General features: G+C 66.8%; 16 protein-coding genes. 7 read left to right on the top strand and 9 right to left on the bottom strand.

Annotated elements, in window-relative coordinates; translation table 11 throughout:
* The first annotated feature begins 31 nt into the window (after positions 1 to 31).
* From AC1GI4_RS01205 to AC1GI4_RS01195, 3 genes are read left to right on the top strand one after another with little or no spacing between them, the layout of a single operon-like run.
* A complete protein-coding gene (locus tag AC1GI4_RS01205) occupies positions 32 to 1,093 on the top strand; it encodes an endo-1,4-beta-xylanase (protein ID WP_479628251.1) in 1,062 nt (353 codons plus the stop codon).
* The gene (locus tag AC1GI4_RS01200; protein ID WP_479628250.1) at positions 1,090 to 2,757 is read left to right on the top strand and encodes a glycoside hydrolase family 43 protein; all 1,668 of its coding nucleotides are present in this window, start codon (positions 1,090 to 1,092) and stop codon (positions 2,755 to 2,757) included. Before AC1GI4_RS01205 ends, AC1GI4_RS01200 begins: the two co-directional genes overlap by 4 nt.
* On the top strand, positions 2,754 to 4,304 hold the full coding sequence (locus AC1GI4_RS01195) for a glycoside hydrolase family 43 protein (protein WP_479628249.1): 1,551 nt from the start codon (positions 2,754 to 2,756) through the stop codon (positions 4,302 to 4,304). The genes AC1GI4_RS01200 and AC1GI4_RS01195 overlap by 4 nt, the downstream gene beginning before the upstream one ends.
* Positions 4,305 to 4,409: 105 nt before the next feature.
* Here AC1GI4_RS01195 and AC1GI4_RS01190 read toward each other — a convergent pair whose 3' ends face one another.
* Positions 4,410 to 5,957, bottom strand: coding sequence for a tryptophan halogenase family protein (locus AC1GI4_RS01190; protein ID WP_479628248.1), 1,548 nt, complete (start codon positions 5,955 to 5,957; stop codon positions 4,410 to 4,412).
* 71 nt (positions 5,958 to 6,028) lie between these two features.
* Positions 6,029 to 9,004 (bottom strand): TonB-dependent receptor, encoded by a 2,976-nt coding sequence (locus tag AC1GI4_RS01185; RefSeq protein ID WP_479628247.1) that lies wholly within the window; start codon positions 9,002 to 9,004, stop codon positions 6,029 to 6,031.
* A gap of 239 nt (positions 9,005 to 9,243) precedes the next feature.
* Between AC1GI4_RS01185 and AC1GI4_RS01180 the strand changes: the two genes are divergently transcribed.
* Both AC1GI4_RS01180 and AC1GI4_RS01175 read left to right on the top strand, forming a co-directional pair.
* Complete coding sequence (locus tag AC1GI4_RS01180; RefSeq protein WP_479628246.1) at positions 9,244 to 9,933, top strand: SapC family protein; 690 nt, start codon at positions 9,244 to 9,246, stop codon at positions 9,931 to 9,933.
* Positions 9,930 to 10,931: a cupin-like domain-containing protein gene (locus AC1GI4_RS01175; RefSeq protein ID WP_479628245.1), complete on the top strand. Its 1,002-nt coding sequence runs from the start codon at positions 9,930 to 9,932 to the stop codon at positions 10,929 to 10,931. The genes AC1GI4_RS01180 and AC1GI4_RS01175 overlap by 4 nt, the downstream gene beginning before the upstream one ends.
* Here the strand turns inward: AC1GI4_RS01175 and AC1GI4_RS01170 are convergent.
* A complete protein-coding gene (locus AC1GI4_RS01170) occupies positions 10,928 to 13,387 on the bottom strand; it encodes a glycosyl hydrolase 115 family protein (protein WP_479628244.1) in 2,460 nt (819 codons plus the stop codon). The two genes, AC1GI4_RS01175 and AC1GI4_RS01170, sit on opposite strands and share 4 nt — an antisense overlap.
* A 116-nt stretch (positions 13,388 to 13,503) precedes the next feature.
* On the opposite strand from AC1GI4_RS01170, the gene AC1GI4_RS01165 reads away from it, so the two are divergent.
* Positions 13,504 to 14,742 carry an SGNH/GDSL hydrolase family protein gene (locus AC1GI4_RS01165; RefSeq protein WP_479628243.1) on the top strand — a complete coding sequence of 413 codons (1,239 nt, stop codon included), beginning with the start codon at positions 13,504 to 13,506 and terminating at the stop codon, positions 14,740 to 14,742.
* On the opposite strand, the gene AC1GI4_RS01160 is transcribed toward AC1GI4_RS01165, so the two are convergent.
* From AC1GI4_RS01160 to AC1GI4_RS01145, 4 genes are all read right to left on the bottom strand, one after another.
* Positions 14,743 to 17,139 carry a TonB-dependent receptor gene (locus AC1GI4_RS01160; RefSeq protein ID WP_479628242.1) on the bottom strand — a complete coding sequence of 799 codons (2,397 nt, stop codon included), beginning with the start codon at positions 17,137 to 17,139 and terminating at the stop codon, positions 14,743 to 14,745. It abuts the gene before it with no gap.
* A complete protein-coding gene (locus tag AC1GI4_RS01155) occupies positions 17,136 to 18,071 on the bottom strand; it encodes a FecR family protein (protein WP_479628241.1) in 936 nt (311 codons plus the stop codon). Before AC1GI4_RS01155 ends, AC1GI4_RS01160 begins: the two co-directional genes overlap by 4 nt.
* Entirely contained in the window at positions 18,068 to 18,562 is a 495-nt protein-coding gene (locus tag AC1GI4_RS01150; RefSeq protein ID WP_479628240.1) for an RNA polymerase sigma factor, read from the bottom strand. The genes AC1GI4_RS01155 and AC1GI4_RS01150 overlap by 4 nt, the downstream gene beginning before the upstream one ends.
* Positions 18,563 to 18,702: 140 nt before the next feature.
* Positions 18,703 to 21,852 (bottom strand): autotransporter outer membrane beta-barrel domain-containing protein, encoded by a 3,150-nt coding sequence (locus tag AC1GI4_RS01145; RefSeq protein ID WP_479628239.1) that lies wholly within the window; start codon positions 21,850 to 21,852, stop codon positions 18,703 to 18,705.
* Positions 21,853 to 22,129: 277 nt separating this feature from the next.
* On the opposite strand from AC1GI4_RS01145, the gene mgtE reads away from it, so the two are divergent.
* Positions 22,130 to 23,488 (top strand): magnesium transporter, encoded by a 1,359-nt coding sequence (mgtE, locus tag AC1GI4_RS01140; RefSeq protein ID WP_479628238.1) that lies wholly within the window; start codon positions 22,130 to 22,132, stop codon positions 23,486 to 23,488.
* 127 nt (positions 23,489 to 23,615) lie between these two features.
* On the opposite strand, the gene AC1GI4_RS01135 is transcribed toward mgtE, so the two are convergent.
* The gene (locus tag AC1GI4_RS01135; protein WP_479628237.1) at positions 23,616 to 24,440 is read right to left on the bottom strand and encodes a glycoside hydrolase family 16 protein; all 825 of its coding nucleotides are present in this window, start codon (positions 24,438 to 24,440) and stop codon (positions 23,616 to 23,618) included.
* A gap of 97 nt (positions 24,441 to 24,537) precedes the next feature.
* A complete protein-coding gene (locus AC1GI4_RS01130) occupies positions 24,538 to 25,341 on the bottom strand; it encodes an SDR family NAD(P)-dependent oxidoreductase (protein ID WP_479628236.1) in 804 nt (267 codons plus the stop codon).
* Positions 25,342 to 25,458: the final 117 nt, after the last annotated feature.

Here is a 25,458-nt window from a genome sequence, read left to right as displayed (position 1 = left end):
GCAATTGGCCGGGATCGCAGGTGGGCTCGCGATGGGAGCGCTACCTGCGTCGTTACGGGCACAGGGCGCACCATCGCTGCGTGATCTGGCGGCGCAGAAGGGCATCCTGTTCGGCACCGCGATCAATGCGGGCCGGGGTTCGCCGATCAACGATCCGGGTTACGGCGCGATCGTCGCCCGCGAATGCGACGTGCTGGTCCCCGAAAACGAGATGAAGGTCTATGTGCTAGGCAACGACCCGGCCCACCTGAACTTCGCTCCCGCCGACCGGATCGCCGGGTTCGCCCGCGACAACCGCATGAAGCAGCGCGGGCATACGCTTTTGTGGAATTACGAGAAATATATCTCGCCCGCATTGGCCGAGACGGTGACGAAGACCGGCGCGGAGACATGGCTGCGCCGCTATATCGCGGCCGTCGCGGGGCATTTCGGCGACCAGATTTACAGCTGGGACGTGGTCAACGAGACGATCGACCCCAAGACCGGCGAGGTCCGGGGCACGGTGTTCGACAAGGCATTGGGCTTCGACGTGTTCAAGATCGCCTATGAGGCCGCCCGCGAACACGCGCCGCACGCCCAGCGCGTCTATAACGACTATATGTCGTGGGAGGTCGGCAACGAGACGCACCGCGCGGGCGTGCTTCGCCTGCTCGAGCGGTTCCGCAAGGAGAATGTCCCCGTCGACGCGCTCGGCATCCAGAGCCATCTGGGCAATGACGGCAGCCATTCGAAGGTCCAGCGTGCCGAGTGGAAGCACTTTCTGGATGAGGTCACGGCGATGGGTTATCGCCTGCTCATCACCGAGTTCGACATCAACGACCGCGAAATGCCCAAGGACATCGCCCAGCGCGATGCGCAGGTCGCCTCGGTCGCCAAGAGCTATCTCGAAATGATGCTGGCCTATCCGCAACTTGACCAGCTGCTGTGCTGGGGCCTGTGGGACAAGCATAGCTGGCTCAACGGCTTCGCCCCGCGCGCAGACGGCCTGCCGCAGCGTCCCCTGCCCTATGACGAGGCGCTCAAGCCCAAGCCGATGCGTGCCGCCATCGCCGCCGCGCTCAGCGCCGCCCCCGTTCGAAAGTCGATCGCATGATCCGCCTGCCCTTCGCTGCCCTTGCCCTGTCGTTCGTCATGGCGGGCGGGGCGTCCGCCCAGACCGCAACGTTCGACCGCTTCACCTATCAGGGCCGCTCGATCGAGCAGGTGAAGCCCAAGGCGGGCGAGTATCTGAACCCGATCATTTCGGGCTATTATCCCGATCCGTCGGTGACGCGGGTCGGCAAGGACTATTACCTCGTCAACTCGTCCTTTGCGCATTTCCCCGGCCTGCCGATCTTCCACTCGACCGACCTCGTTCACTGGACGCAGATCGGCAATGCGATCGACCGGCCGGGCCAGCTGGACTTCACCGGCCGTTCGGTGTCGGAGGCGGTGTTCGCGCCCGACATCAGCTATCACGACGGCACCTTTTACATCGTCAACACCTGCGTCCAGTGCCGGGGCAATTTCGTCATCACCGCGAAGAAGCCGGAGGGGCCCTGGTCCGACCCGATCTGGCTTCCCTTCGAGGGCATCGATCCGTCCATCTATTGGGAAGGCGACCGCGCCTATATCGTCAACAACCGCGCCCCCGATGAAACGCCGCGTTACGACGGCCACCGCGCCATCTGGATCCAGGAATATGACTGGCGGGCGGGCAAGATGGTCGGCGAGAGCACGCAGCTGGTCAATGGCGGCGTCGACCTGTCGAAAAAGCCCGTCTGGATCGAGGGGCCGCATATCTTGAAGAAGGACGGCTGGTATTACCTGACCGCCGCCGAAGGGGGAACGAGCGTCAACCATTCGCAGGTCGTCTTGCGCTCGAAAGAGCTTCGCGGCCCCTATGTGCCCTTTGCCAACAATCCGATCCTGACCCAACGCGACCTCGATCCGAAGCGCCCGCATCCGATCAGCGCGGCAGGCCATGCCGAGCTGGTCCAGACGCAGAATGGCGACTGGTGGGCCACTTTCCTGGCGACGCGGCCCTATGCCGACGACTTCTACAATATCGGGCGCGAGACCTTCCTGCTGCCCGTGACGTGGAAGGACGGCTGGCCGATCATTCTCGAGCACGGCAAGACCGTGCCCTGGACCCATAGGGTGCCGAACCTGCCCGCCTCGCCTGCGCCCAAGCTGCCGAACAGCGGCGATTTCGGCTATACCGACGAGTTCGACGGCAACCGGCTGGCGATGCTATGGATCGGCGTGCGGACGCCGAAGACACCATTCTATTCGGTCGCGAATGGCACGCTCACGATGAAGGGTGGCGATCCACTGGGCGACCGGCAGGGCGTGCCGGGCTTTGTTGGACGGCGGCAGCAGCATGCGATCGCCGATGTCTCGACCACGCTGCGCTTCACTCCGACCAGGGACGGTGCCCGCGCCGGTCTGGTCGCGATGCAGAACGACTATGCCTATCTGTTCTTCGGCCTGACCCGCATCGACGGCCAGCCCCGCATCGCGCTCTACAAGCGCGAGGGCAAGAACACTCGCGACGAGACGGCGCCCGAAACGCTGATCGCCTCCGCGCCCTTCACGCCCGAGGGGCCGGTGACGCTGACGCTTCATGCCAAGGGCGGGACGATGGGTTTCGACTATGAGAGCGGCGGCAAGCGCGCGACACTGACAAGCGATCTCGACACCCGTTTCCTGAGCACCGCGCGGGCAGGCGGGTTCGTCGGCACGGTGGTCGGCCCCTATGTGTACAACCCGAAATGAGGTGGCTTCCCCTCGCGCTGCTGGCCGCCTTGCCCGCTTTGGCCGGAGCGCAGGTCTGGCAGTCGGATCGCGGTGACGGCACCTACGCCAATCCGCCGCTCTATGCCGATTATCCCGATCCCGACATCATCCGGGTCGGTCGCGACTTCTACTTCATCACCACGACCTTCGCGAACGTCCCCGGCCTGACCATCATGACCTCGCGCGATCTGGTAAACTGGCGCTTCGTCGGCCATGTCATCGACCGGCTGGAGGGGCTACCGCAATATGACCTGACGGACGGCGGCGCGTATCGTAAGGGCATCTTCGCGCCCAGCCTGCGTTACCGCGACGGCGTCTTCTATATCGCGGTGACGCCGGTCGGCGAGAAGACGCGCATCTATCGCTCGAAGGACATTCGCGGGCCCTGGGAAATGAACCGGATCAGCGAAGCCGCCTTCGATCCGGGCCTGTTCTTCGACACCGACGGCCGCGCCTATATCATGACCTCGGTCGGGTCGGACGGCACCAACACGCTGCTCAGCCTGGACCGCGACCTGCGCACCGTGACCGACAAGCGCGTCGTCTATTATAACAAGGGCGCGGAGGGCTCGAAGATCGTCAAGCGCGGCGAATATTATTACATGTTCAATGCCATTCCCCGGCGGCTGGGCATGACCGTGTCGCGCGCGAAAAGCCTGTTTGGGCCGTGGGAAACGCACGACCAGATCGACGACAAGACCGGCGGCCACCAGGGCGCGATCGTCGATCTACCCGACGGCCGCGATTACGGCTTCGTCATGGTCGATGCGGGCGCGGTCGGCAGGATGACCAATATCAGCCCCGTGTTCTGGAAGGACGGCTGGCCGGTCTGGGGCACGCCCGATGCCCCCGGGCGCGTGCCCGCCACCGCGACCAAGCCGATCCAGGGCCAGCCCATCGGCGTCCTTCCCGCCTCGGATGATTTTTCGGGGCGCAAGCTGGGGCTGCAATGGCAATGGAACCACAATCCCGTTGCCAGCGACTGGTCGCTGACCGAGCGGCCGGGTTGGATGCGACTGCGCGCTGGTCGGGCCCCGGCCTTGTGGAGCGCGCGCAACACGCTTCTGCAAAAGGCGCAAGGGCCGTTCAGCCGGGGCACGGTGGCGATCGATACGACGCATATCCGCAGCGGCGACCAGTGCGGCTTCGGCACCTTCGGCAAATATAGCGGCCATATCGCGGTCGGCCGGGATGACGGCGGACGGCTGACCCTGACCATGCGGGTGATCGAGGATGTCGCGGCGGACAAGGGCACGACGCAAAAGACCGACGTTCGCGTCGATGCCAAGCCGGTGTCAGCGAACCGGCTGTTCCTGCGCACGGACATGGACTTCAAGAGCGACCGGGCCAGCGTCGCCTATAGTATGGACGGGCGAGACTGGCAGACATTGGGCGGTGATTTTCCGCTCGCCTTCGACTGGCGGACGGGCACGTTCCAGGGGCAGCAATATGCGCTGTTCTGCTACAATCCGGGCACGAAAGGCGGGTGGATGGACGTGGACAGCTTCACATTGTCGGGGCGGTAATCCCTTGGCCTTCGACTTCGCTCAGGCTGAACGGATGTTGGAACGGGTAGCCTTCACTCTTCGCTCCGTTCAGCCTGAGCGAAGTCGAAGGCCACGCCCCGCCCCTCAAATCGCAGGCAACCCCCGCTCGACGATCCTGCGGATCAGATCCCGGTGCTTCGGCAACCCTGACAGCAACCGCCCGGTCTGCACGTCATTCTCCCGCCGCGCCCGTTCGGCCGCGACCGTCTCGGCGATCAGGCTCCCCGGCGCGATGGCGGTGCGCTGGCCCATGCCGTAGAGCACATATTGATAGCTGGCGGAGGGAAAGACCTCCTCCACCCGGTCAAATTCGTCATGCATCCACGGCGCCTGATAGCGCCACAGTTCCATCAGCTCCTGCAATCGATCCGGCATCGTCTCCGGTCGGCAATTGTCCCGCCAGAAGTCGCTGTCGGTTCGTTTGGTCAGGGAATAGTGCAGCTTCAGGAAGTCGACAATCCGCCCCCAGCGGTACAAGGTCGTCTCATTGAACCGCTTGGCGACGGTATCCATCACCTCGCGACAGGCAGGCATCTGCTCGGCGATCAGCTTGGCCGACAGCTCGATCAGCACGATGGCCGAGGCCTCCAGCGGCTCGAGGAACCCCGCCGCCAGCCCCACGCCGACGCAGTTGCGCTCCCAGAAACGGGCGCGATGCCCCGCGCGGATCTTCAATTCGCGCACCGGCAAATCCTGCCCCGCCTCGCCCAGATAGGCGCGCAGCTCGCGCTCGGCGTCGTCGCGGTCGATATGGCTGCTCGAAAAGACATGCCCCACGCCACGCCGGGTCGGCAGGCCGATGTCCCAGATCCAGCCCGACGACTGTGCCGTGGAAATGGTATGCGAGGCGATCGGCGCCTCGGGATCGTCATAGGGCACCTGGATGGCGAGCGCGGTGTCGCAGAACAGCACGTCGTTCAGCGGCTTGAACGGCACCCCCATGGCCTCGCCAAGCAGCAGCGAGCGAAAGCCGGTGCAGTCGATGAACAGGTCGCCCGCCACTTCACCCGCCTGCGCCGTCCGAACGCTGCGAATGTCGCCATTCTCAGTCAGCAGGACCTCTTCGACATCGGCCAGCACATGCCGGACGCCCAACTGCTCGCAACAATGGCGACGTAGGAAATCGGCGAATTTTCCCGCGTCGAGGTGATAGGCGTAATTGGCGATCGCCTCATATTCGGGCGTCGCGATCGTCTTGGGCGCCAGCCCCGCGTCACAGATCCGCCCCTGCGGCGTGACCGCGTCACAGAAGCTGACCTCGTCACCTTCCGCCGTCAGCCAGTGCGGGGCGAGGTTCACCTGTGCGAAGCTCTGCGGCAGCATCAGCGGATGGTAATAGCCGTCATCGGCCGCGCCCGTCGTCCAGCGATTGAACCGGGCACCCTGTTTGAACGACGCATCGCATTCGCGGAAGAACGCCGTCTCCGACACCCCCATCCGCTTCAGCGTCGTGCGCAGCGTCGGCCAGGTCCCTTCCCCGACGCCGATGATGGGGACGTTGGGCGACTCGACCAAGGTAACCGCAAAGCCGTGCGGCCGCCGCCCCTGATGCCGCGCGGCGATGACGCCAGCCGTCAACCAGCCAGCCGTACCACCACCGACGATCACGATATTCTGAACAGGCTGAACCATAAGCGAAAGAAGGTCCGATAAGGGACGGGGATGTCAAGCCGAAGCCCGCCATCCCCGCCGTCACGCCATCATCAGAAGCGGTAGCGCGCGCCGACCGTCACCCGGCGGCCATAATCGAACACGTCGAGCAGCTGGTTCTTGAACCGGCCATGCGTGCTCTGCTTGTTGTTGTTGAGGTTCAGCACCTCGCCAAAGACCGAGAAGTTCTTCGTGACGTCATAGCTGCTGGTCAAATCGACCTGGAAGCTCTGGTTCACGAAGGTCGGCTCGGCGCCGTAGGAACCCGTATTCTGGTTCTGGCTGAACGCCAGCAGATACGCATCGCGCCAGTTGAGCGCCGTACGGAACTGGAAGCCGTTCTTGTCATAGAAGCCGACGAAGTTCGCCGAGTTCGCCAGGCCCGTGACCGCGAAGCCGCTCTGCGAGACGTCCTGCGCGTTATACGGCTTGTTGGTATCGACCAGCGTCGCATTGGCCTGGAAGCCGAAGCCACTGTCGCCGAATACCTGCTGCCAGGCGATTTCGACGCCGCGCACCGTCGCGTCCGGGCCGTTGATCGACTGCGAGATCGAGAAGATGGCAGGCTGGCCGGTGGTCGGGTCGACCACGCCGTTCACCGTCTGGCGGGTCACGCCGTTGACGATGAAGTTGCTGACATTCTTCAGGAAGAAGTCGACCGAAAGGTACGAGTTACGCTGGTAATACCATTCGGCGGCCAGATCGTAATTGTCCGCCAGATAGGGCTTCAGCTGCGGATTGCCGCCGCTGCCCGAGAGCGCGCCGACACGCTGGCCGTTGCCGATGCTCAGCACCGGGCTGAGCAGGGTGAGGCCCGGACGGGTCAGCGTGCGCGAGGCGTCGAAGCGCAACTGCAGCTTGTCCGTCACTTCCAGACGCAGGTCGAGCGTCGGAAGCATGTAGGAATAGTTTTTCTTGCCGATCACCTGCTGGGTGTCGACGGGGAACAGGATCGACAACAGGGTCGGGTCCGCTGCGCTTTGGGCAATGCTAATGGGCTGACGGCCCTGCCCTGCCGAAGTCAGGTGCGTATTCTCGTTCCGCAGGCCCACCGCGATATGCAGCGGCATATTGGCGACCTGCGCCTCGATCTGCGCGCTGAAGAACAGCGACCAGGTCTTTTCCTGGATGGTACGAACCGAGTTCGGGTCGATCGCCTGATCGAAGGCGCCGGTGAAGCCGTTGACCCCGCCGCCATAGTTGAAGCCCGGCACATTCTGCGCCTGCGGATTGCCCAGGCCGGTCAGGTAATTCTGATAGGCTTGCGGGCTGTAGATCAGGACCGATGGCGGCAGGCTGCCCTGGAAACCGGGAATGAAGTTGTTGAGGCTGATCGCCCCCTGATACAGGTTAGAGGGCAGCGGCGCGATGCCGGTGTTGCGACCCGACGGCGAACCATAACCGGCATAGGCCTGCCAGTAATTGTTGGTGAAGGTGCTGGCATTCTGCTGGTAGAATTTGTCGTCGACATACTGACCGCCCGCCTTCAGCGTCAGATTGTCTTCCTTCCAGGTCGCCACCGCACGGAATTGCTTCAGGTCGTCGGTATTCTTCTGGGTCTGGAGCACGGTGACGTGCGACCCGATCAGCGCCGGATCGGCCCAGCGACCGCCATTCCCGGCGGGACCGAAATTGCTGATCGTCGGGAACGACTTGTTGCTGTCGCCCGTGATGTTGAAGCCCAGATTGGTCCCGAGCGCACCGCCATAGCCGATATCGCCGTTGCTGCTGCCCACGACGCCGCCGGGGTTCAACCAGCTCTTGGCATAGGCTCCGTCCGCCTCGACGGTCAGCTTGTCGCTGACGTCCCACTTGACGTTCAGGCCGGTCTGGTTGGTCTGCAGCACCTGCTTGTTCAGCGCGGCGGTGAAGTCGGTCGGGGTGCCCGACTGGGTGAAGCTGACCGCCGTGCCGTTGGCGTCCTGCGTCACGTTGCGCAGGTCGCCCTGGTTGAACCAGACGCCGAAGCCGAAGACGTTGGTGGTGATGGTCTGGCGCGAGAAATTGTTGTCCAGCGTGACCATCAGCTCGTCGGACGGATGCCATTGCAGCGCGACGCGGCCGTCGACGCGCTCGTCCTTCGTCCGCTGCTGCTCGGCGCCATATTGCTGCGGGAACCAGCCGGTCAGGGTGCGCTGATCCGAGGCCGGGGCCGTGGTGTTGGTCGTCGGGTTGCAGGTTGCGGCCGTGCTGCCCTGCAACTGGCAAGGAGCGAAGTTGCCGCCCGGCCAACCCGACACGAAGACGCGGTTGGTATCGGTATCACGCCGGGTATAGATAAAGCTCGACAGGATACCCAATGTGTCATCGGCGAAAGTATCGCTGACCAGCGCGCCGAGCGTCGGCACGACGTGACCGGCATGATCCTGATACGACCCCGAAGCGCTGACCGCGGCGCGGAAGCCCGGATGGTCGAACGGCTTGGGGAACTGGATGTCGACGGTCGCACCGATCGAGCTGGACGCCAGCGCGACGTCGGGCGTCTTCAGGACGCTGATGCCGCCGATGAAATCCGATCCGACGGTGCTGAAGTCGATCTGGCGACCACCCGCCGCGGTCGAGATGCGGCGACCGTCATACAGGGTGGTGTTGAAGTCGCCGCCAAAGCCGCGAACGGTGATGCCGGTCGGCTCGCCGCGCGAACCGTTGCGCTGGATCGAGACGCCGGGCAGTCGCTGAAGCGAGGCCGCGACGTTGGAATCGGGAAACTTACCAATGTCTTCGGCAGAGATCGCGTCGACCACCCCGGTCGCGGTGCGCTTGATGTCAAGGTTGCGCTGCAGCGAACTGCGCAGGCCGGTGACGACGATGTCGGCGGTCGTCGCTTCACCGGACGGGGAAGGGCTGTTGTTCGCTTCGCTGGGGGCGGTTGCCTGATCCTGCGGGGTGCCAGCCTGCTGGGCGGTGGTTGCCGTCTGGGCGAAGGCCGTTCCCGGCGACACCATGGCCAGTGCCATCAGCGGCGAGACGCCCGCCATCAGGGTCCGGCGCGAAACGAATGCGGCCACAAAAGCTGTGCGAGCCACCATCTTCCCCTCTCCTTTGTTTATCATATTCCTGCGCAGCCGGCGTTATGCCGCCGTACCACCCATTCGATGATTTGATGTTAGCGTTATAATCAATGCCTCACAAGCCATTTGTCATAGCGCTATCAAATGGCTATCCCGTGGCTTGACGACAGGTGCACGGGGCGATCACAGTTCCGGCACGATCAGCCCGTTTCGCGTCATGCGCGGCGGAGCCGGAGGGGATGGAGGAAGGGATCAGCATGGCCGAAATGGAATTGCTCGACAGCGCGCGGCATACCACCCTTCGTGTCTCCGCCGCCCCCGATGCGGGGCGTCACTTCGTCCAGCTGGTGGCCGACGAGTTTCTGGCCGCCGCGCTGCACTATCCGATCCTGCTCGCCCGCCATCCCGAAACGGGCGACCTGTATCCCGGCGCCCTAATGGGCCTGGTGCCGGATGAAAATCTCTGCCTGGGCCGCGACGGCACGTTGGTCGGGTATCGCCCTGCCGATCTGGAGCGCCAGGGCTTCTATGTCTCCGGCGAGAATATCGCGATCGATGCGCACCACCCTGCCCTGGCCGCAATCGACGGCGCGCCGGTGTTCGATACGGACGGCGGCCCGGCCCCGGCGCTGCGCCGGGTTCAGGCGGCATTGCGGCGACTGCATGTCGGCCTGCCCGAAACCGAACGATTTCTCCGGCGGCTGGAGGAGCACAAGCTGGTCGAGCCCATCGACCTGAACTTCCAGTTCGACAATGGCGAGAGCCTGCGCCTCGACTCGCTCTACACGGTCAGCCTCGACGCGCTGCATGCGCTGTCCGATGACGTGGCGCTGGCATTGTTCCGCTCGGGGGACCTGCAACTCATCTATGCACTCACAGGGTCGATCCGGCATATCCCGACACTGGCGCGACGGCGCAACGAGCGGCTGAGCGGTCTCGACCGATGACCCAGGCGGCGGCCGAGATCGACCGCGCGGCGCTGGACGGGCATGACGCCTTCCGGCGGCTGGCGGTCGAACCCTGCCGCCCGGTCGTCATTCGCGGCGCGGTGGCGGACTGGCCACTGGCGAGGATCGCAGCGGAGGACGGTACGCTTGCCGCATATCTTTCGCGCTTCGATGCCGGGGCGCAGGTCGAGGCGTTCGTCGGCGATGCCGCGATCGCCGGGCGCTATCATTACAGCGACGATCTGTCAGGCTTCAACTTCCGGCGACAGGCAATGCCGCTTGGCGAGGCGGTGTGCAGGATTACGGCGGGCAGCGAGACCGAAACCCTCTATGTCGGCTCACTGCCGATGGCCCAGGCCCTGCCGGGGCTGGCCGAGGAGAACCGCCTGCCCTTCGCACCGCCAGGCGTTTCGCCCCTGATCTGGATCGGCCATGCGTCGACCATCGCCTGCCACTACGACATGATGGACAATATCGCGTGCGTCGTGGCCGGGCGGCGGACCTTCACCCTCTATCCGCCCGACGCGATCGGCGACCTCTATGTCGGGCCGATCGACCATACCATGGCGGGCCAGCCGGTCGCGCTGGCCGCCGGTGCCGAACCCGGCGACCCGCGCTATCCCCGGTTCGAGCAGGCGCGCGACCGGGCGATCATCGTCGAGCTTGCGGCGGGCGATGCACTCTACATGCCCAAGCTCTGGTGGCACCGGGTCGAGGCGACGGGCGCGCTCAACATCCTGGTCAATTACTGGTGGGATGCCTTCCCCGTCGGCCCGGACCAGCCCTTCCCCACCATGCTGCTGGCGATGAGCGCCATCGCAGGCCGCCCCCCTGCCGAGCGGGCGGCGTGGCGAGCCTGGTTCGACCATTATGTCTTCCGCCCCGACGGCCATCCGCTCGCCCATCTCCCCAAGGAGCGCCACGGCGTTCTGAGCGACGGCCCGGACCATGCCAGGATGGTCCGGGCTCACGCGATGCGGATGCTGCGGGGTGGTTAGCGCGGGCTGAGCGTCACGCCTTCGACCACCACCTCGGGATCGACCAGCCATAGGGTGATGCGGTGCCTGCCGGCCAAGAGGTTGGGCAGCGTGGTCGAGCCGACGCGCCGGTTCTCGATCACCGAGCGGCCCCAGCTTTCTTCCGTCTCGCCTGCCATCAGGTTTAGGATGACCGGCGCGCCGTCGTCGACCGACACGGCGATCCGGTGCTGGCCGCCGCCGCGCACGTCAAGTCCCGGTGCTGCGACAATGCCTAGCGTGACCGGGCCGCCCTTCGTCCGGTTCACGTCATAGACGATATGCGGGCTATCGCCCCCCGGCTGCTCGATGACGCGCGCGGTGGTCGGCGTCGCGACCATCGCCGCGCCCTCGGCGGTGAAGCCCGCCACGCGCTGCCAGCGGATGCCGCGACCGTCAACGGCTCGACCGGTGTCGGCCGCGATCAGCAGCGATGGTTTGGGCGTGAGCGGCGGTAGGGGCAACGGCTTTTCGACCGTCGCCAGCGCGGGCATCACGTCCGTGTCGGGCTGTTGCCAGCCGGTATAGCCGATATGGGTCTGGGCCATCATGCTGGTCCATTTGCCGCCCGCCGTGTCGACTTCGTAGCGGTGGCGGATCGCCGCGTCCTGCGCGAAATAGCCGCGCGCCGCATCGGCGAACCGCTTGGCCTTCCCCGCATCCCCCGCCTGCGCCGCCGCACGGTTGGCCGCGACCGCCTCGTACAACCGATGGAGATTGGTCATCGCCTCGATCCGGTGAAGAACCAGCTCGTAATAGGCATCGCGCAGATCGGCGGGGATCATCGCCCCGACCCGGCGTGCTTGCGCATCGAGCGCAGTCCACTCCCCCAGCACCCGCGCCCATTCGCCATCGGCAAAGCCGTAAGTCGTCGCATCGATCAGCTCGGGCTTGCGACGGCTGGCCAGCTGACCATAGCGGGTCAGGAGCGCACCGATCGCTGCCCCATGCGCCGCACCGAACTGCCCCGCCGCCCATTTCGCCGGATAGGCCTGCATCGCGGCGAGATTCATGCGTTTGGGGTTCCACGCCATGTCGAGGAAGAAGCTGATCGGATATTCCATCGGCTTCAGATCGCCGACATTGACGATCCACAGCCGATCCGCGCCATAGTCGTCGGCCATCCGCATCTGCTGCCACACGCGCGGGATCGCATTCGTGTCGAGCCACTTATAGTTGCGCGGGCCACCGACATAATCGAAGTGGTAATAGACCCCCGCCCCGCCCGTGCGATGCTCGCCGATCGGGGGCAGGCGGCGGATATTGCCCCAATTGTCGTCGGCGAACAGCAGGGTCACGTCGTCGGGAACCTGCATCCCCTTGTCGTAATAATCCTGCACCTCCTTGTAGAGCGCCCAGACCTGCGGCGTCTCGGCCGCCGGACGCTTGGTCACGTCGCCGATGATCCGGCGCTGGTCGCGGACGATCCGCTCCAGCAGGTCGGTCGCGGTGCCCTCCGTCATCGGTTCGTCGCCGTCGCCACGCATGCCGATCGTCACCGGGTCCTCGGCCTTGCCGCGCCGCTCGATGCCCTTGCGCCAGAATGCCTGGAGCGTGGCGGCGTTCTTCGTATAGTCCCACGGCCCGCTACCCTCGCGCTTCCAGTCGGCCTGCGCGCGCTGCATGGGTTCGTGGTGCGAGGTGCCGAGCAGCACCCCCATCTCCTGCGCGAGCGGCGCCGAGGCGGGATCGTCCTCCCACAGCGACTTGCCCCACATCGCGGGCCAGAGGAAATTGGCCTTGGACCGCAGCAGCAGGTTGAACACCTTCTCATAGGCCAGGTGATTGACCCCGCCGAACCTGGCCCGCGCCCAGCCGCCAAAACTCGGCTCCTCATCATTGATGAAGATGCCGCGATATTTGACGACCGGATGATCCGCGACACGCCCCGCCGTCAGGAAAAGGGTTCGGTGCACCTGTGCCGGTACGTCGGCCCACCAGGTCCAGGGGCTGACGCCTGCCTTGGCGCTGATATCGTACAGGCCGAAGATCGTGCCGCGCCGATCCGATCCCGCGATGACGAGCGCACGGGCGACACCCGGCGCAGGGTTGTCGACGACCTGCTCGACATAGCCTTCCCACTGACCGGCCAGCCCCGCCACGTCGAGCTTGCCCGCCTTCACCAGCGCATCGATGACCGTGCTATGGCCCAGCGTCCCCGCGATCACCGTCGCGCCGCCCGAGATGTCATGACCGAGCCGGACATCCCCACCGCCGACCGCCTTCAGGTCCGCGACCAGATCGCCAGCCGCCCGCGCGACGCCCGGCGCGTCGCCCGCATCGATCACGACGGTCGCCACCCGGCCCGGCGCCAGCAGCGGCAGCGCGCCCGGGGTCGCGCGCTCGCAAGCCGCCACAGGACCGCTGCAATCCGGCGAGGCCCAGGCGATGCCGGGGATCAGCGCCGTCAGCGCAGCGGGCAGGAACAGGTCGCGCATCATCTCTCTCCGGCCCCGTCGTGCAGAAGCGGGGTGTTCTTCATTGGATTTGCCGTCCGTTATCGCTACCATTCTTTCAAGCCGCAAGCGCGGATAGACGAGGGAAGAGGATAGGCATGACGCCGTTCAGCCAGTTTTACCGGGCCGCAGGACTGATCGCGATCGCCACCGCGATGACCGCGGCCGCGCCGATGCAAGGCGCCCGCTGGACCCCGGCCTGGGGATCGTCGCAGATGCGAATCGACGGCCCCAATGCCGACAAGCTCGCCAAAGCTGGTCCTGCCACCATCCGCCAGATCGTCCACCTGACCGCCAGCGGCAAGACGCTGCGCCTGCGCCTGTCCAATGTCGCGGGCACCACCCCGCTGAAGATCGGCGCGGCCACCATCGGCCTGGCGACGCCGGGCCGCTCGGACGTGGCCGCGATCCTGCCGGTGCGCTTCGACGGCACTCCGGACGTGATCCTGCCGCCGGGGGCCGAACTCTATTCCGATCCTATCCCCCTGCCGGTCGAGGCCGGGCGCGACGTCGCGGTCAGCCTCTATTTCCCCAAAACCGTCACCACCCCGACCGGCCATTCGGGTGCGCGCTCCAAGACCTTCCTGACGGCAGGCGACGCCACCGCGCAGACCGCATTGCCCGACGCGCAGGTGATCGGCGGCTGGTGGACCCTGTCGGATATCGAGGTGCGCGACGCCACCCAAAAGCAGACGGTCGTGACGATCGGCGACTCGATCACCGATGGCTATGGTATCACCGACGACAGCAACACCCGCTGGCCCGACGATCTGGCGCGACGGCTGGCGGCCTCGCCCGCCACGCGTAACTTCTCGGTCGTCAACGCCGGGATCGGCGGCAACCGTATACTGCTTGACGGGCTGGGTCCCAACCTGATGGCGCGCTTCGACCGCGACGTGATCGCACGGCCTGGCGTGACCCATGCGATCCTGCTGGAGGGCGTCAACGATCTGGGGGTGCTGACCCGCGAGCAGCCGGTCGACGCCGCGACGCATCAGGCGATGGTATGCCGCATAACCCAGGCCTATCGCCAGCTGGCCGAACGCGCGCATGAACATGGCATCAAGCTGATCGTCGGCACGATCACGCCGTTCCAGGGCAATGACTATTACCATCCTGGCCCAGAGACCGAAGCGGATCGACAGGCGATCAACCGCTTCATCCGCACCGCGGGCATATTCGACGGGGTAGTCGATTTCGACCAGGCGGTGCGCGATCCGGCGAAGCCCGATCATCTGCTGCCCGCTTATGACTCGGGCGATCACCTGCATCCCAGCATGGCGGGCTATCGCATCATGGCGGATGCCATTCCCTTGGCGCTGTTCAAGAGCCGATAATCAGAAGGCGGCATCAAGCCCGATGCGAAGGGTGCGCGGCCGCAGCGGCGTCACCTGGTCACGTCCCGTCGTGAAGGGCGTGCCCAAGGCGAAGCGGTTGCCGCGCACATCGGCCAAATTGGTGATCCCCGCCGTCACGCCATATCGGCCCAGCCCCAGTCGCGCGGTAACGCCGCTGTTGAGATAACTGCCTTGCCGCTCGCCCAGGATCGGCCCGACGCCGAGCCGCGACGAACCGACATAGCGCAGCCAGCCATCGAGGCGCAGGTCCCGCCCGCCCGCCAGCACGCGGCGATAGGCCGCGCCCACCCGGCCGGTGAAGCGCGCGATATTGGGTATCTGGCTGAGCCTCGCGAGGATCGTCGCCCGGTCAGCCGCCTGCCCGTCCATCAGCGCGAAGGCCTGCGCGCTCGACGGTTCGTCGATGCGGCTGTCATTATAGGACACCGCGCCCTCTACCCTCAGCCCATCGGCCAAGCGGAACCCCGCCAGCGCCTCGATCGTCCAGAGCTGGCCGTCGCCGATATTGGCGGTGCTGGGCAAGCCGGTCGCGTCGATGAAGTCGGCCTGGATGTCGCGCCAAGAGGTATGCGCCAGCGTCAGCGATCCGTCGAAGCGGTCGCGGCCCGGTCGTCCGGTTCGCAAACCCGCCTCGATCGTCGCGACCCGGTCGTTGCGGAAACGTCGCACCAACGGCCCCTCGATGGTCAGCCCGCCAGGCCGGAATCCCTGTTGATAGCGCAGGAACAATTGTGCGCCGGGCGTCAGGTCGATCAGCGCGGATGCGGAAGGCAGCAAAATCGTCTGGGCCCGCCGCGCCGTCACTTCCTGCAGTCGCGCCAGCGCCTGAACCGACAAGGCGAGCGGCAGGTCCTCGCCCGCCCCGTCCAGGACCGACCGGGTCACGCGCAGCCCCCCGGTGGTCAGAAGGCCCGGCAGCAGCCTCAGGCTCGCCTCCCCGTACAGCGTCGCTTCCTCCACCGTGTTGACGACGCCGGTGCGCGGCCGCAATTCGCCCGGCTCACCGAACAACCGGGTCAGGCGGGTGCGATTATGGACATAGCTGAACCCCGCCAGCCAGCCCGATCCGTCCGACGCGCTGTGCCAGGCGCGGGTTTCGTTGGCCTGCATCCGCGTCGCATTGGCCTGGGCGAAGAGCTGGACCGGGCCGCCCGGCGGGGTGGCGTCATAGCGCTCCATCAGGTCGTGCGCGGTGATCCCGCTGCTGGAGCGGAAACGGACCTGCCCGACCCCGCCGGACAGGATTAGCTGGGCCTGTCCGAAATCGGCGGAGAAGCCTTCGGTCACGGGCGCGGAGCGGGTCAGCGGCGGGCCGTCGCGATCCGCATATTGGCTGTCGGCGCCGCGAATGCGCTGGCCGATGCCGACCGCCTCGACGCTCCAGCCGCCGCCCAGATCGGCCTTCATCGCCGCACGGCCACCCGCTATCCGGGTGCGATTGACGTCGGTACGCCCGAGCAGCGGCTTGTCGATATAGCCGCCCTCACTGGCGCTGTCGGCGACCAGCCGGATCGCCAGCCGGTCGGCGATCACCGGCAGGTTGAGCACCGCCTGCGCATCCGCGCCCGGCGCGCCGCTGGTGGTGGCCGAGCCACCGAGCATCGCCGAGCCCCCGAAGCGCGTCGGGTCGGGGGCGTTGGGCACCAGCCGGATCAACCCACCCAGCGAACCCGCGCCATAGAGCGTACCCTGCGGCCCCTCCAGCACCTCGACCGCCGCCAGATCGGCGAGCCGCAGATCGGGATCGGGCGCATTGTAGCTGAGGCGCAAATCGCCGAAATACTGCCCGACCGTCGCCTGGGTCGGGCCGGTGAAGCTGGAATCGGCAATGCCCCGAATGAACAGCTTGTTGCGCCCCGCACCCAGATAGGTGGAGGCGATCGCGGTCATCCGGTCGGCCAGCTTCGAGGTGCCGCCCGCGCCGCCCAGTTCCAGATCGGTACCCGCCACCTGTACCACCTGCCCCGCAAAATGATCGCGGGTCGTCTCGCGCTTGCTGGCGGTGACGACGACCTCCCCGCCCCGGACGTCCGCCGGGGGCCGCGCGTACGGCTTCGACTTCGGCACGGATGGGCGAAGGCGCGGTGTCAGCCGCCAGCTGCCCGGCCCCAACGCCTCGACCCTTGCCCCGCTGCCCCGCGCGATGGCGGCCAACGCCTGCTCGACCGACAGGACGCCCCGCAGGCGCGGCACCGGCCGCCGCCACAGCCCGGCATCGGGGACCACGATATTGGCGCGGGCCATGCGGCCGAGCGCCATCACCTGCGCCCCCACGGTTCCGGCGGGAAGGTCGAATGAAACACGATCGGCGGCGGTCGCGGGTATCGCCGCCGCCACCGCCACCAGACATCCGATCCCGCCCCCGATGGATCTCACTCGCGCGGTTCCAGCATCCAGCCGGACGCCGCCCGCCGTACCCTGACATCCATCAGCGGCCCCAGGACGGCCGGATCGCGCCGAACCGCGTCCAGATCGATCGTCCCCCGGAAGGGACGCGCCGCGATGGCGGGGGCAACCGTCACCGGCTGGGGCAGGAATCGCGACATGTCCTGCGCCACCATGCCCAGCGGCGCGCCGTCAAAGGCCAGCCTGCCCTCGCGCCAGCCGCCGACCTCGTCAGGCGGCACGTCGGCGCGGAGCAGCCGGTGGCCGTCCACCGTCACCGCCTGCCCCGCTTCGAGGCGAAGAGCGGCGCCCTTGGGATCGACCATCACCGCGCCTTCGGCGACCGCGACATGGGTCTGCTGGCCCAGGCGCACATCGAACACAGTGCCCAGATCGACCAACGCCAGCGATCCCGCCTGCACGGTAAAGGGGTATTCGGCGTCATGCCGAACCTGGAACAGCGCCTCGCCACGGGACAGCACCGCCCGGCGCGGTTCGGCGCGGTCCAGCTCGATCCGGCTCAGCCCCGCCAGCGTGACGGTGCTGCCATCCGACAGCGGGACTTGGCGGGTTTCCCCCGCCGCCGTCTCGACCGCATAAGGCTGGGGTCGATCCTGCCAGGCCGTCACGCCGATCACCCCGACCAGGGCGGCGGCCACCGCGCCGCCGATCCAGCGCAGGGGCGACCGCCGGACGGGCTCCGGCTCCACCGGGGTCTCGACCTCGGGATGCGCCGCCAGCGCCTCTTCGGCATCCAGCAAAGTCGCAGCCGCCCGGTCGTACCGCTCGGCATGACCAGGATCGGCCTCCAGCCAGTCGGTAAACGCGTCCCAGTCGGCCCGCGCCGGATCGGCCATGCGCAACGCCCAGTCTAGCGCGACCGTATCGATGCCATGCATGGGGGAAATACGGTCCTGGCTCATCCGATCCGTTCCTTCAGCGCGGCAAGCGCATAGGCCGCCATACGGAGATCGCTCTCGACGGTGCTGATACTGACCCCAAATTCGGCCGCCACCTGGCGTTGGGCGATGCCGTCGACCCGGACGCGGCGAAAGACAGTGGCGGGTCGTTCGCCCAGGCTCGCCAAGGTCGCCGCAACCTGCTCGGCGGTCTGGCGTGCCTCCACGGCGCGTTCGGTGCCCGGCGGCGGATCGGCTCCCTGACCGTCCACCCAATCCTGTTCGCGCAACGCCGCCTGCCGCCGCGATCGATAACGATCGATCATCAACATGTCGGCCGCGCGGTAGAGATAGGCCAGTGGATTGGCGATCGGCCCGTCCATCCGGCCTGCCACTTTCACCCACAGATCCTGCACCAGATCCTCTGCCGCATCGCCCGCCCCACGCGCCGTGAGGAAACGGACGAGCTTGTCGCGATTGGCAAGGAAAACGGCCTCGAGCCCGGTGGGCGGCATGGTGGAAACCGGCAAGCTGAAATGGGAGTGCCGTCGTGTAGACGAAGCAGGCTCCCGTGAAAAGGAGCCCCACCGGGACGCAAGGTGGGGCTCCCGTCGCCCGCGCACGCTACAGGGGGGATGCACGCGGACGAACCCCGTCAAAAGGCGAATTGCAGCGCAGCGCGTGCCGACAAGGCGACATTGCCCAGCCGCTGTTCGGCGTTGACCTCACCGCTCAGGCGGATTTCGCTCGTCCCGGTGATCGCGCGCACCCGCCCGACCCAGCCGCCGTCGCGGGCCTCGGGACGAAGGATGAAGGGCGTGCCGTCGCCGAAGCTGGCGACCGTGTTACCCAAGGTTCCGGCGATCCGCTCGCGCCGACCGCCCTCGACCTCCAACCGGCTCCACTGCGAATAGCGGTCATTGCCACCGAAATTGATGCCCGCCGCGACGCTGGCGGTCAGCGCCAGTTCGTCGCTGGTTCGTTTGCGCACCGTCAGGTCATAGCCGGTGCCGCCACCCGCCTCGCGATAACCGTCCTCGTTCAGCCGGTAATAGTCGACCGCCAGAATCGGCCGCACGTTGAACTGGCCGACCCAATGCTCCCAGGATACCGAGCCCGAGCCGGAATAGAGCATACCCTTCCAGTCTGCGGTCGCGCGCCGCTGCACCGCCTCGGTGCCTACCACGCCGTCGAACTGGCGCTGCGAGTCGAAGGACAGAAACGCCGCCGAGCCGCGCGCCTGCGCCGCCAACGCGCCCCAGCGGGCACGCCAGAAGCCAGCCAGTTCATATTGGCTGTGGTTGACGCGGTTGACCGCCGATCCTTCATTGTCGCGACCATTCATGTACGACAGCGAGGCGCCGAAATTGCCAGCATCGGTCTTGTGCTCGATACCGCCGCTGACACCCCAGCCGCGCACGTCATAGCTGCGGGTCGAACGCGTTCCCTTGGACGCATCCCAGCCGAGCGGGGTCAGCCAATAGCCCCATTTGCCTTCCTCGCTGAACTCACCCGCCGGTTCGCGAAGCTGCGCCGCCGCTGCGCGCGAGGCCAGGGTCACGCCCTCGAACACGCTGCCGGTATAGTTCGGCAGCATCTGCTCCACCGCGCCCCGGAAGGCCGCGCCGTCATAGATACCCCGGATCGCGTCGGACAGCTTGGCGACGCGGCCGATCGCCGCGTCGATCGCGTCGAAGGCGCTGACCCCGGCATTGCTCAGGCCCAGCTCGGTCTTGGCCTTGCGGCTGACCTCGACCGCGATCTCGTTGGGCTGGGCCGCGACGATCGCCCCCTTGTAGAGGAAGGGCATGGCCGAGGGGGCGAGCGTCAGGTTGTTCGCGCCGGTCAAGCTGCCTGAGCGCAGGACGACATAACGCCCGGTCACGTCGGTCCCGCCCGAGACACGGAGCGCCAGTTGGCTGTTCGCGCCGATCGTCGTCGCGCCGCCGACCTGGATCAGATTGCCGGTCGGGTTCGCCTTGTCGAGCGCGACGCTCAAGATCGACTGATCGCCCAGGCTGAGCGAGGCGATGTTGGTCACGCCATTGGCCGCGAACGTCCCGCCGCCATTGGCGACCGTCACCGCGACGTGCGATGCGTTGGCGAGCCGCCCGGCGAAGATGCCCTTGCCGGTGATCGCCAGCAGGTCCTGCCCCTGCCCCGCGAAATCCGCCACGCCGTCGAAGCGCGCGGTGTCGCCGATGGTCAGCGTATCCGCGCCGGTCCCGAAGGTCGCGGTGCCCGCATAGGTGCCCGTGCCGCTCATCTCCAGCCGGTTGGTGCCGGTGCCGAAGCTGACATCGCCGCTGACCGCGCCCGCGCCGATCTGAAGCCGGTCGTCGCCGCTGCCGAAGCGGATCGCGCCGGTGATGCTGGGCGCGGCGGCGCCGGTAGCAGGGGCGATCTGGCGCACGACCGCGCCGCTGGTGTTGGCCGACAGGTCGATCGCGACGCTGCGTGAGCTGTCCGCGCCCGCGCCCGCGATAATGCCGGCATTCTCGACCAGCGTCAGGCCGCCGGTGCGGTCTAGGATCGCGGTCGCATTGGCCGACGCGGACGCCGCCCGGATCGATCCGGTATTGCGGATGGTCGGCACCGAAGCGCCCGTCTCGACCAACACGGCGGTGGTCAGCACGCCGGGCGCGCCGCCGCCGATCGCCGCGATGGTGCCGCCGTTGCGCAGCTCGGGTGTCGAGGCGCCCGCTCCGAAGCGAATCGCGGTCGCCTCGGCGCCATTGGCGGTCGCCTGCACGGTACCGCCGATCGCGACGCCTTGCGCAATCTGGACGTTTCCGCCCAGCCCGCCGATCGCCAGCGCGGTCGCGCGCACGCCGCTATAGACCCCGGCCGAGGTGATCCGGCCGTTGACGACCAGCCCCGGCGCGGGCGTCGCGCCGCCGGTCGCGCCGATCACGACGGCGCGGGTGGCCGATCCGATCTGCATCGTCGGGGCCGCGCCATTGGTGACGAGGTCCGCCGCCTTGCCGGTCGCATTGCCCAGCGTGATCCCGCCCGCGACATTGCCGCCGACGACCAGAGCCGATCCACCCTGGAGCAGATCGTCGGGATCGAGCTTCGACACGTCGGCGGGCGACGTGGTGTAGCGATAGCCGGTCGAGCCGATCCCCCCCTCGATGTTCAGCGCCCCGCCGATATCGCCATCAACCCGCGCGCCGACCGCGCCTTCGCCGATCGCGACGATCGATCCGCCGATCGTGACATTGCCCGTCACCGCGCCAGTCCGCACGCCGACCGACCGATCGCCCAGCACGTTGATCTTGCCCGACTGGACCAGATTGCCGGTCAGCGGCCCGTTCAGATAGATCGCGGCGGAGTCGTTGCCCTCAACGGTGATCTCGCCGCTGTTGGTGATGGTGCCGGTGAAGGCGCCCGCCGTGCGGATGCCGGTACGGCGTGCCCCTTGCGCGAAGGGCCCGTCCAGATCGCCGTCCTTGTCGATATCGACCGGGGTATAGGTCTCATCGATGATGATCTTGCCGGTGTTCGTGATCTCACCCGTCACGCCCGCCGCCGCACCGATGCCGACCGCATCATTGGCGTCGGTCGTCTGGATCGTCCCGGCGTTGCTCAGCTTGTTGTTGCTGTCGAGCGTGACGGCGGTGCCACTGCCGGTCGTCACCACGCTGCCCGCCGCGACGATGCCGATATCGGCGGCCGCGCCGTTATTGACGGTCGCGGAACGGACGGGCGTGGTCCGCTTGGTGTCGATGACGGTCTGGGCCGAGGCGGCCGTCCCTGCCGCCAGCGCGAGCGTGGCGGTCGAGGCGAAGAGCAGGCGATGCACGAATAAGGTCCCCTTTATGTGCCTTTGCCTCTCCAGACGGAGCCGACCGGCAAAAACCTTGATCCCCACATTAAAAATTTGTCAGGTGGCCTACGGGTGTTGACGATTGCAGCGCGCGAGATCAGAGGGCGGCTCAGGCGTGGGAGCCCCCGCGCCGTTCCAGAAAGCGAGAACATGTCCAGCGACAGTTCCAGTAGCGCCGCACGCCTCGGGGTCGTCCGCTAGTTTTCGTAACTGGCTTTCGTCCGCCCCGGGTCGTGCGGACGAAAGGTTTGAAATGGTCAACGATCTGATTGCCGGTGTCGCCGCCGGTTTCCGTTCTTCCCGGCGCGGCCTGTCCATCGCCGATCTCGTCGATACGTTGCAGTCGCTTCCCGTCGAGGAAGCCGCCGACGCGCTGACCCAGATGCCCGACGCCCGTGCCGTCGCCGTGCTGGACAGCCCCGAACTGCGCTCGGCCGCCGATATCCTGTCGCGGCTGGCGCCCGCCCGCGCGGTCGCGCTCCTTGCCCAGATGTCCGAGGACCGCGCCGCCGACGTGTTGTCCGACATGGAGGAAGAGGACGCCGCCGCCCTGCGCGCCGGGCTCCCCGCCACCATCCGGGCCTCGATCGAGACGCTGCTGCGCTGGCCGCCCGACAGCGCGGGCGGCATGATGACGACGGAATATGTCGCCTGCCCGGCCGAAGCGTCGGTCGGCGACGTGCTGGCGCATATCCGCACCGTCGAGCGCAGCCGTGAAACCGTCTATTCGGTCTTCCTGCTGGAGCCGCAGGGACGGCTGGTCGCCACCGTCTCGCTCCGCCAGCTGATCGCCGCCGAGCCGGACTCGCGCGCGATCGACCTGGCGCGCGGGCATGATCCGATCACCGTCGCGCCGAGCACCGACCGCGAGGAAGTCGCGCATCTGATCCGCCGCCACGACCTGCTGGCGCTGCCCGTCGTCGACGAACAGGGCCGCCCGATGGGCATCGTGACGGTCGACGACGTGCTCGACGCGCTGGTCGCCGCGCATACCGAGGACACGCAGAAATTCGGCGGCGTTGAGGCGCTGGACGGCCCCTATCTGGAGACGGGCTTCCTCGCGATGATCCGCAAGCGCGCCGGGTGGCTGAGCATCCTGTTCTTCTCGGAAATGCTGACCGCCAGCGCGATGCAGCATTTCGAGAGCGAGCTGGAGCGCGCTGTCGTGCTGACGCTATTCATCCCGCTCATCATGAGCTCGGGCGGCAATAGCGGCAGCCAGGCGACCTCGCTCATCATCCGCGCCCTCGCCCTGGGGCAGGTCCGCCTGCGCGACTGGTGGCGGGTGGCTCTGCGCGAACTTCCGGCGGGGATGGCGCTTGGGGCGATCCTGGGTCTGCTCGGCATGGCGCGGATCGCGCTGTGGCAGACACTCGGCTTTTACGATTACGGGCCGCACTGGGTGCTGGTCGCGACCACGGTCGGCACCGGGCTTGTCGGCATCGTGACCTTCGGCTCGCTGGCGGGGTCGATGCTGCCCTTCGTCCTGCAACGCATGGGCTTCGATCCGGCCAGCGCCTCCGCGCCGTTCGTCGCGACGCTGGTCGATGTGACCGGGCTTGTGATCTATTTCTCCATCGCGCTGGCGATCCTGTCGGGGACATTGCTCTAAATCCTCCCCTGTAAGGGGAGGTGGCAGGCCGAAGGCCTGACGGAGAGGTGTCACCCTCTCGATAGCGGGACACCCCTCCACCACCGCTTCGCGGCGGTCCCCCTCCCCTTACAGGGGAGGAATAGGTTCAGCGCTTCCAATAGCGTACGTAATCGACCCTCATCACCTGGGGCAACGCGGCATCATCCACGCCCTTCTGCCCGCCCCAGTCACCCCCGACCGCCAGGTTCAGGATCAGCGAATAGGGCCGCGTGAACGGCCAGGCCGCCGCGCCGCCCGGCTGGTCGTTCTTCACCCGCATATAGGCGCGCCCGTCGACGCCGATCGTGATCGTCTCCGGCGTCCAATTCAGCTGATAGCGGTGATAATCCGTGCACGCCCCCGCCACGCGCAGCTGGGCACCACGCTGGGTCTTCAGGCGGTGGTTGAAGGCGGCGGAGTGGACGGTCGCGTGGATCACGTCCGCGTCGAAGCCGACCATCTCCATGATGTCGATCTCGCCGCCATCGGGCCAGCGCGATCCGTCCATCGGCAACAGCCAGATGGCGGGCCACATGCCCCGCCCGCACGGCAGTTGCGCACGCACTTCATAGAAGCCGTAGCCCAGCGTCTGCTTGGTCACCAACTTGGCCGAGCTGTAGCGCTGGCCGCCCCAATCGGGCTCGTTGCGCAGCGACTCCGCCCGCGCCTCGATCACCAGCGCGCCCTTCTCGATGCGGGCGTTGGTCCGGTCGGGCCCCGCATAATATTGCAGTTCGTGATTGGGCCAGCCCGTCTTGTTCTGGCCCGTGTCCCAACGCCAGCGCCGCGTGTCGATCGCCCCGTTGAACTCGTCGCCGAAACTCGGCCGCTTGGCCGGTGCCGCCATCGCGCCGTCATAGGCATAGTTGGTCGCACCGAGCGACGGAGCCTCGACCTGTTGGGCGTCAGCCCCGGTGGCCAGCAAGGTCATGCCAGCCAGCCACCAAGCCGTTCTTTTCATTGCCATCCTCTCTCCGCTTCTGAGAGGGTATAGGCCGATCGACGAGCTGACGCCAAGCCGCGCCGGGTCAACCCGCGATGGTAAAGACCGACCCGGAGTCGACCCGGATGCCAGCGCCGTTGATAAAGCTCGCCCGCTCCGACACCAGAAAGGCGACGGCGGCAGCGACCTCTTCGGGGCGACCGCGCCGCTTCAGCACCATGCCGGGGCGTTCCTCATCCAGGAATGTCTCGATCGCCTCGTCGAAGCTGACACCTTTCTCCTCGGCGCGCTTCTTCATCATCTTGTCGGTCATCGGGGTCGCGATGAAGGCGGGCGAGACGGTGTTCACCAGCACATTGTCGGGGCCGTACGCCTTGGACAGCCCCTTGGCGAGGCTGAGGATACCGGCTTTCGCCGCGCAATAGGGCAGTTCATCGATATAGGGCTGCACCGCATCCTCGGACGCGAACAGGACGATCCGCCCCCAGTTCTGCTGGCGCATCGCTGGAATCGCCTCGCGGCACATGCGAACCGCGCCCATCAGGTCGATGTCGATCGTCTCCTGCCAGCCCTTGTCGTCGATCTCTAGAAAGTCGCCCGTCGCCCCGGTGACGCCCGCTGCGTTCACATAGATATCGGGATCGCCCAGCCGTTCGCGAACCTCTGCCCAGATGGACCGCACCTCTTCGACCCGGGTGACGTCGCCGGTGACCGCGATCACCTCGCCCAGTGGCGACAGTTCCTCAATGGCGTCGTCCAACGTGCCGTCCGGCTTGTCGGTTAGCGCGACACGCACACCCGCCTCCAGCAACAGGCGCGCGGTTTCCTTACCCATGCCGGAGTCCGCGCCGCTGATGAGCGCGATGCGCCCCTTGATACCCAGATCCATCGTCATTCTCCTTGGACAGTGCGGCCTGCGGCGCCTTGATGGCGATCATCGTACGGATCGACCCGTCCCGGCGTTGAAGTGCCAAGGTCCGAAAGGGTTCCACCAACCGCCGGGGAT

The sequence above is a fragment of the Sphingomonas sp. 77B genome (assembly GCF_056497825.1).
This window is presented reverse-complemented; position numbering and strand designations above follow the sequence as displayed.

Excerpts from the sequence above, each read along its gene's own strand:
- AC1GI4_RS01135 (WP_479628237.1), bottom strand. The coding sequence starts at position 24,440 with ATGACCTTGCTGGCCACCGGGGCTGACGCCCAACAGGTCGAGGCTCCG.
- AC1GI4_RS01170 (WP_479628244.1), bottom strand. The coding sequence starts at position 13,387 with ATGCGCGACCTGTTCCTGCCCGCTGCGCTGACGGCGCTGATCCCCGGC.
- mgtE (WP_479628238.1), top strand. The coding sequence starts at position 22,130 with ATGGTCAACGATCTGATTGCCGGTGTCGCCGCCGGTTTCCGTTCTTCC.
- AC1GI4_RS01205 (WP_479628251.1), top strand. The coding sequence starts at position 32 with ATGGGAGCGCTACCTGCGTCGTTACGGGCACAGGGCGCACCATCGCTG.
- AC1GI4_RS01180 (WP_479628246.1), top strand. The coding sequence starts at position 9,244 with ATGGCCGAAATGGAATTGCTCGACAGCGCGCGGCATACCACCCTTCGT.
- AC1GI4_RS01175 (WP_479628245.1), top strand. The coding sequence starts at position 9,930 with ATGACCCAGGCGGCGGCCGAGATCGACCGCGCGGCGCTGGACGGGCAT.
- AC1GI4_RS01185 (WP_479628247.1), bottom strand. The coding sequence starts at position 9,004 with ATGGTGGCTCGCACAGCTTTTGTGGCCGCATTCGTTTCGCGCCGGACC.
- AC1GI4_RS01155 (WP_479628241.1), bottom strand. The coding sequence starts at position 18,071 with ATGAGCCAGGACCGTATTTCCCCCATGCATGGCATCGATACGGTCGCG.
- AC1GI4_RS01165 (WP_479628243.1), top strand. The coding sequence starts at position 13,504 with ATGACGCCGTTCAGCCAGTTTTACCGGGCCGCAGGACTGATCGCGATC.
- AC1GI4_RS01200 (WP_479628250.1), top strand. The coding sequence starts at position 1,090 with ATGATCCGCCTGCCCTTCGCTGCCCTTGCCCTGTCGTTCGTCATGGCG.
- AC1GI4_RS01150 (WP_479628240.1), bottom strand. The coding sequence starts at position 18,562 with ATGCCGCCCACCGGGCTCGAGGCCGTTTTCCTTGCCAATCGCGACAAG.
- AC1GI4_RS01195 (WP_479628249.1), top strand. The coding sequence starts at position 2,754 with ATGAGGTGGCTTCCCCTCGCGCTGCTGGCCGCCTTGCCCGCTTTGGCC.
- AC1GI4_RS01130 (WP_479628236.1), bottom strand. The coding sequence starts at position 25,341 with ATGGATCTGGGTATCAAGGGGCGCATCGCGCTCATCAGCGGCGCGGAC.
- AC1GI4_RS01190 (WP_479628248.1), bottom strand. The coding sequence starts at position 5,957 with ATGGTTCAGCCTGTTCAGAATATCGTGATCGTCGGTGGTGGTACGGCT.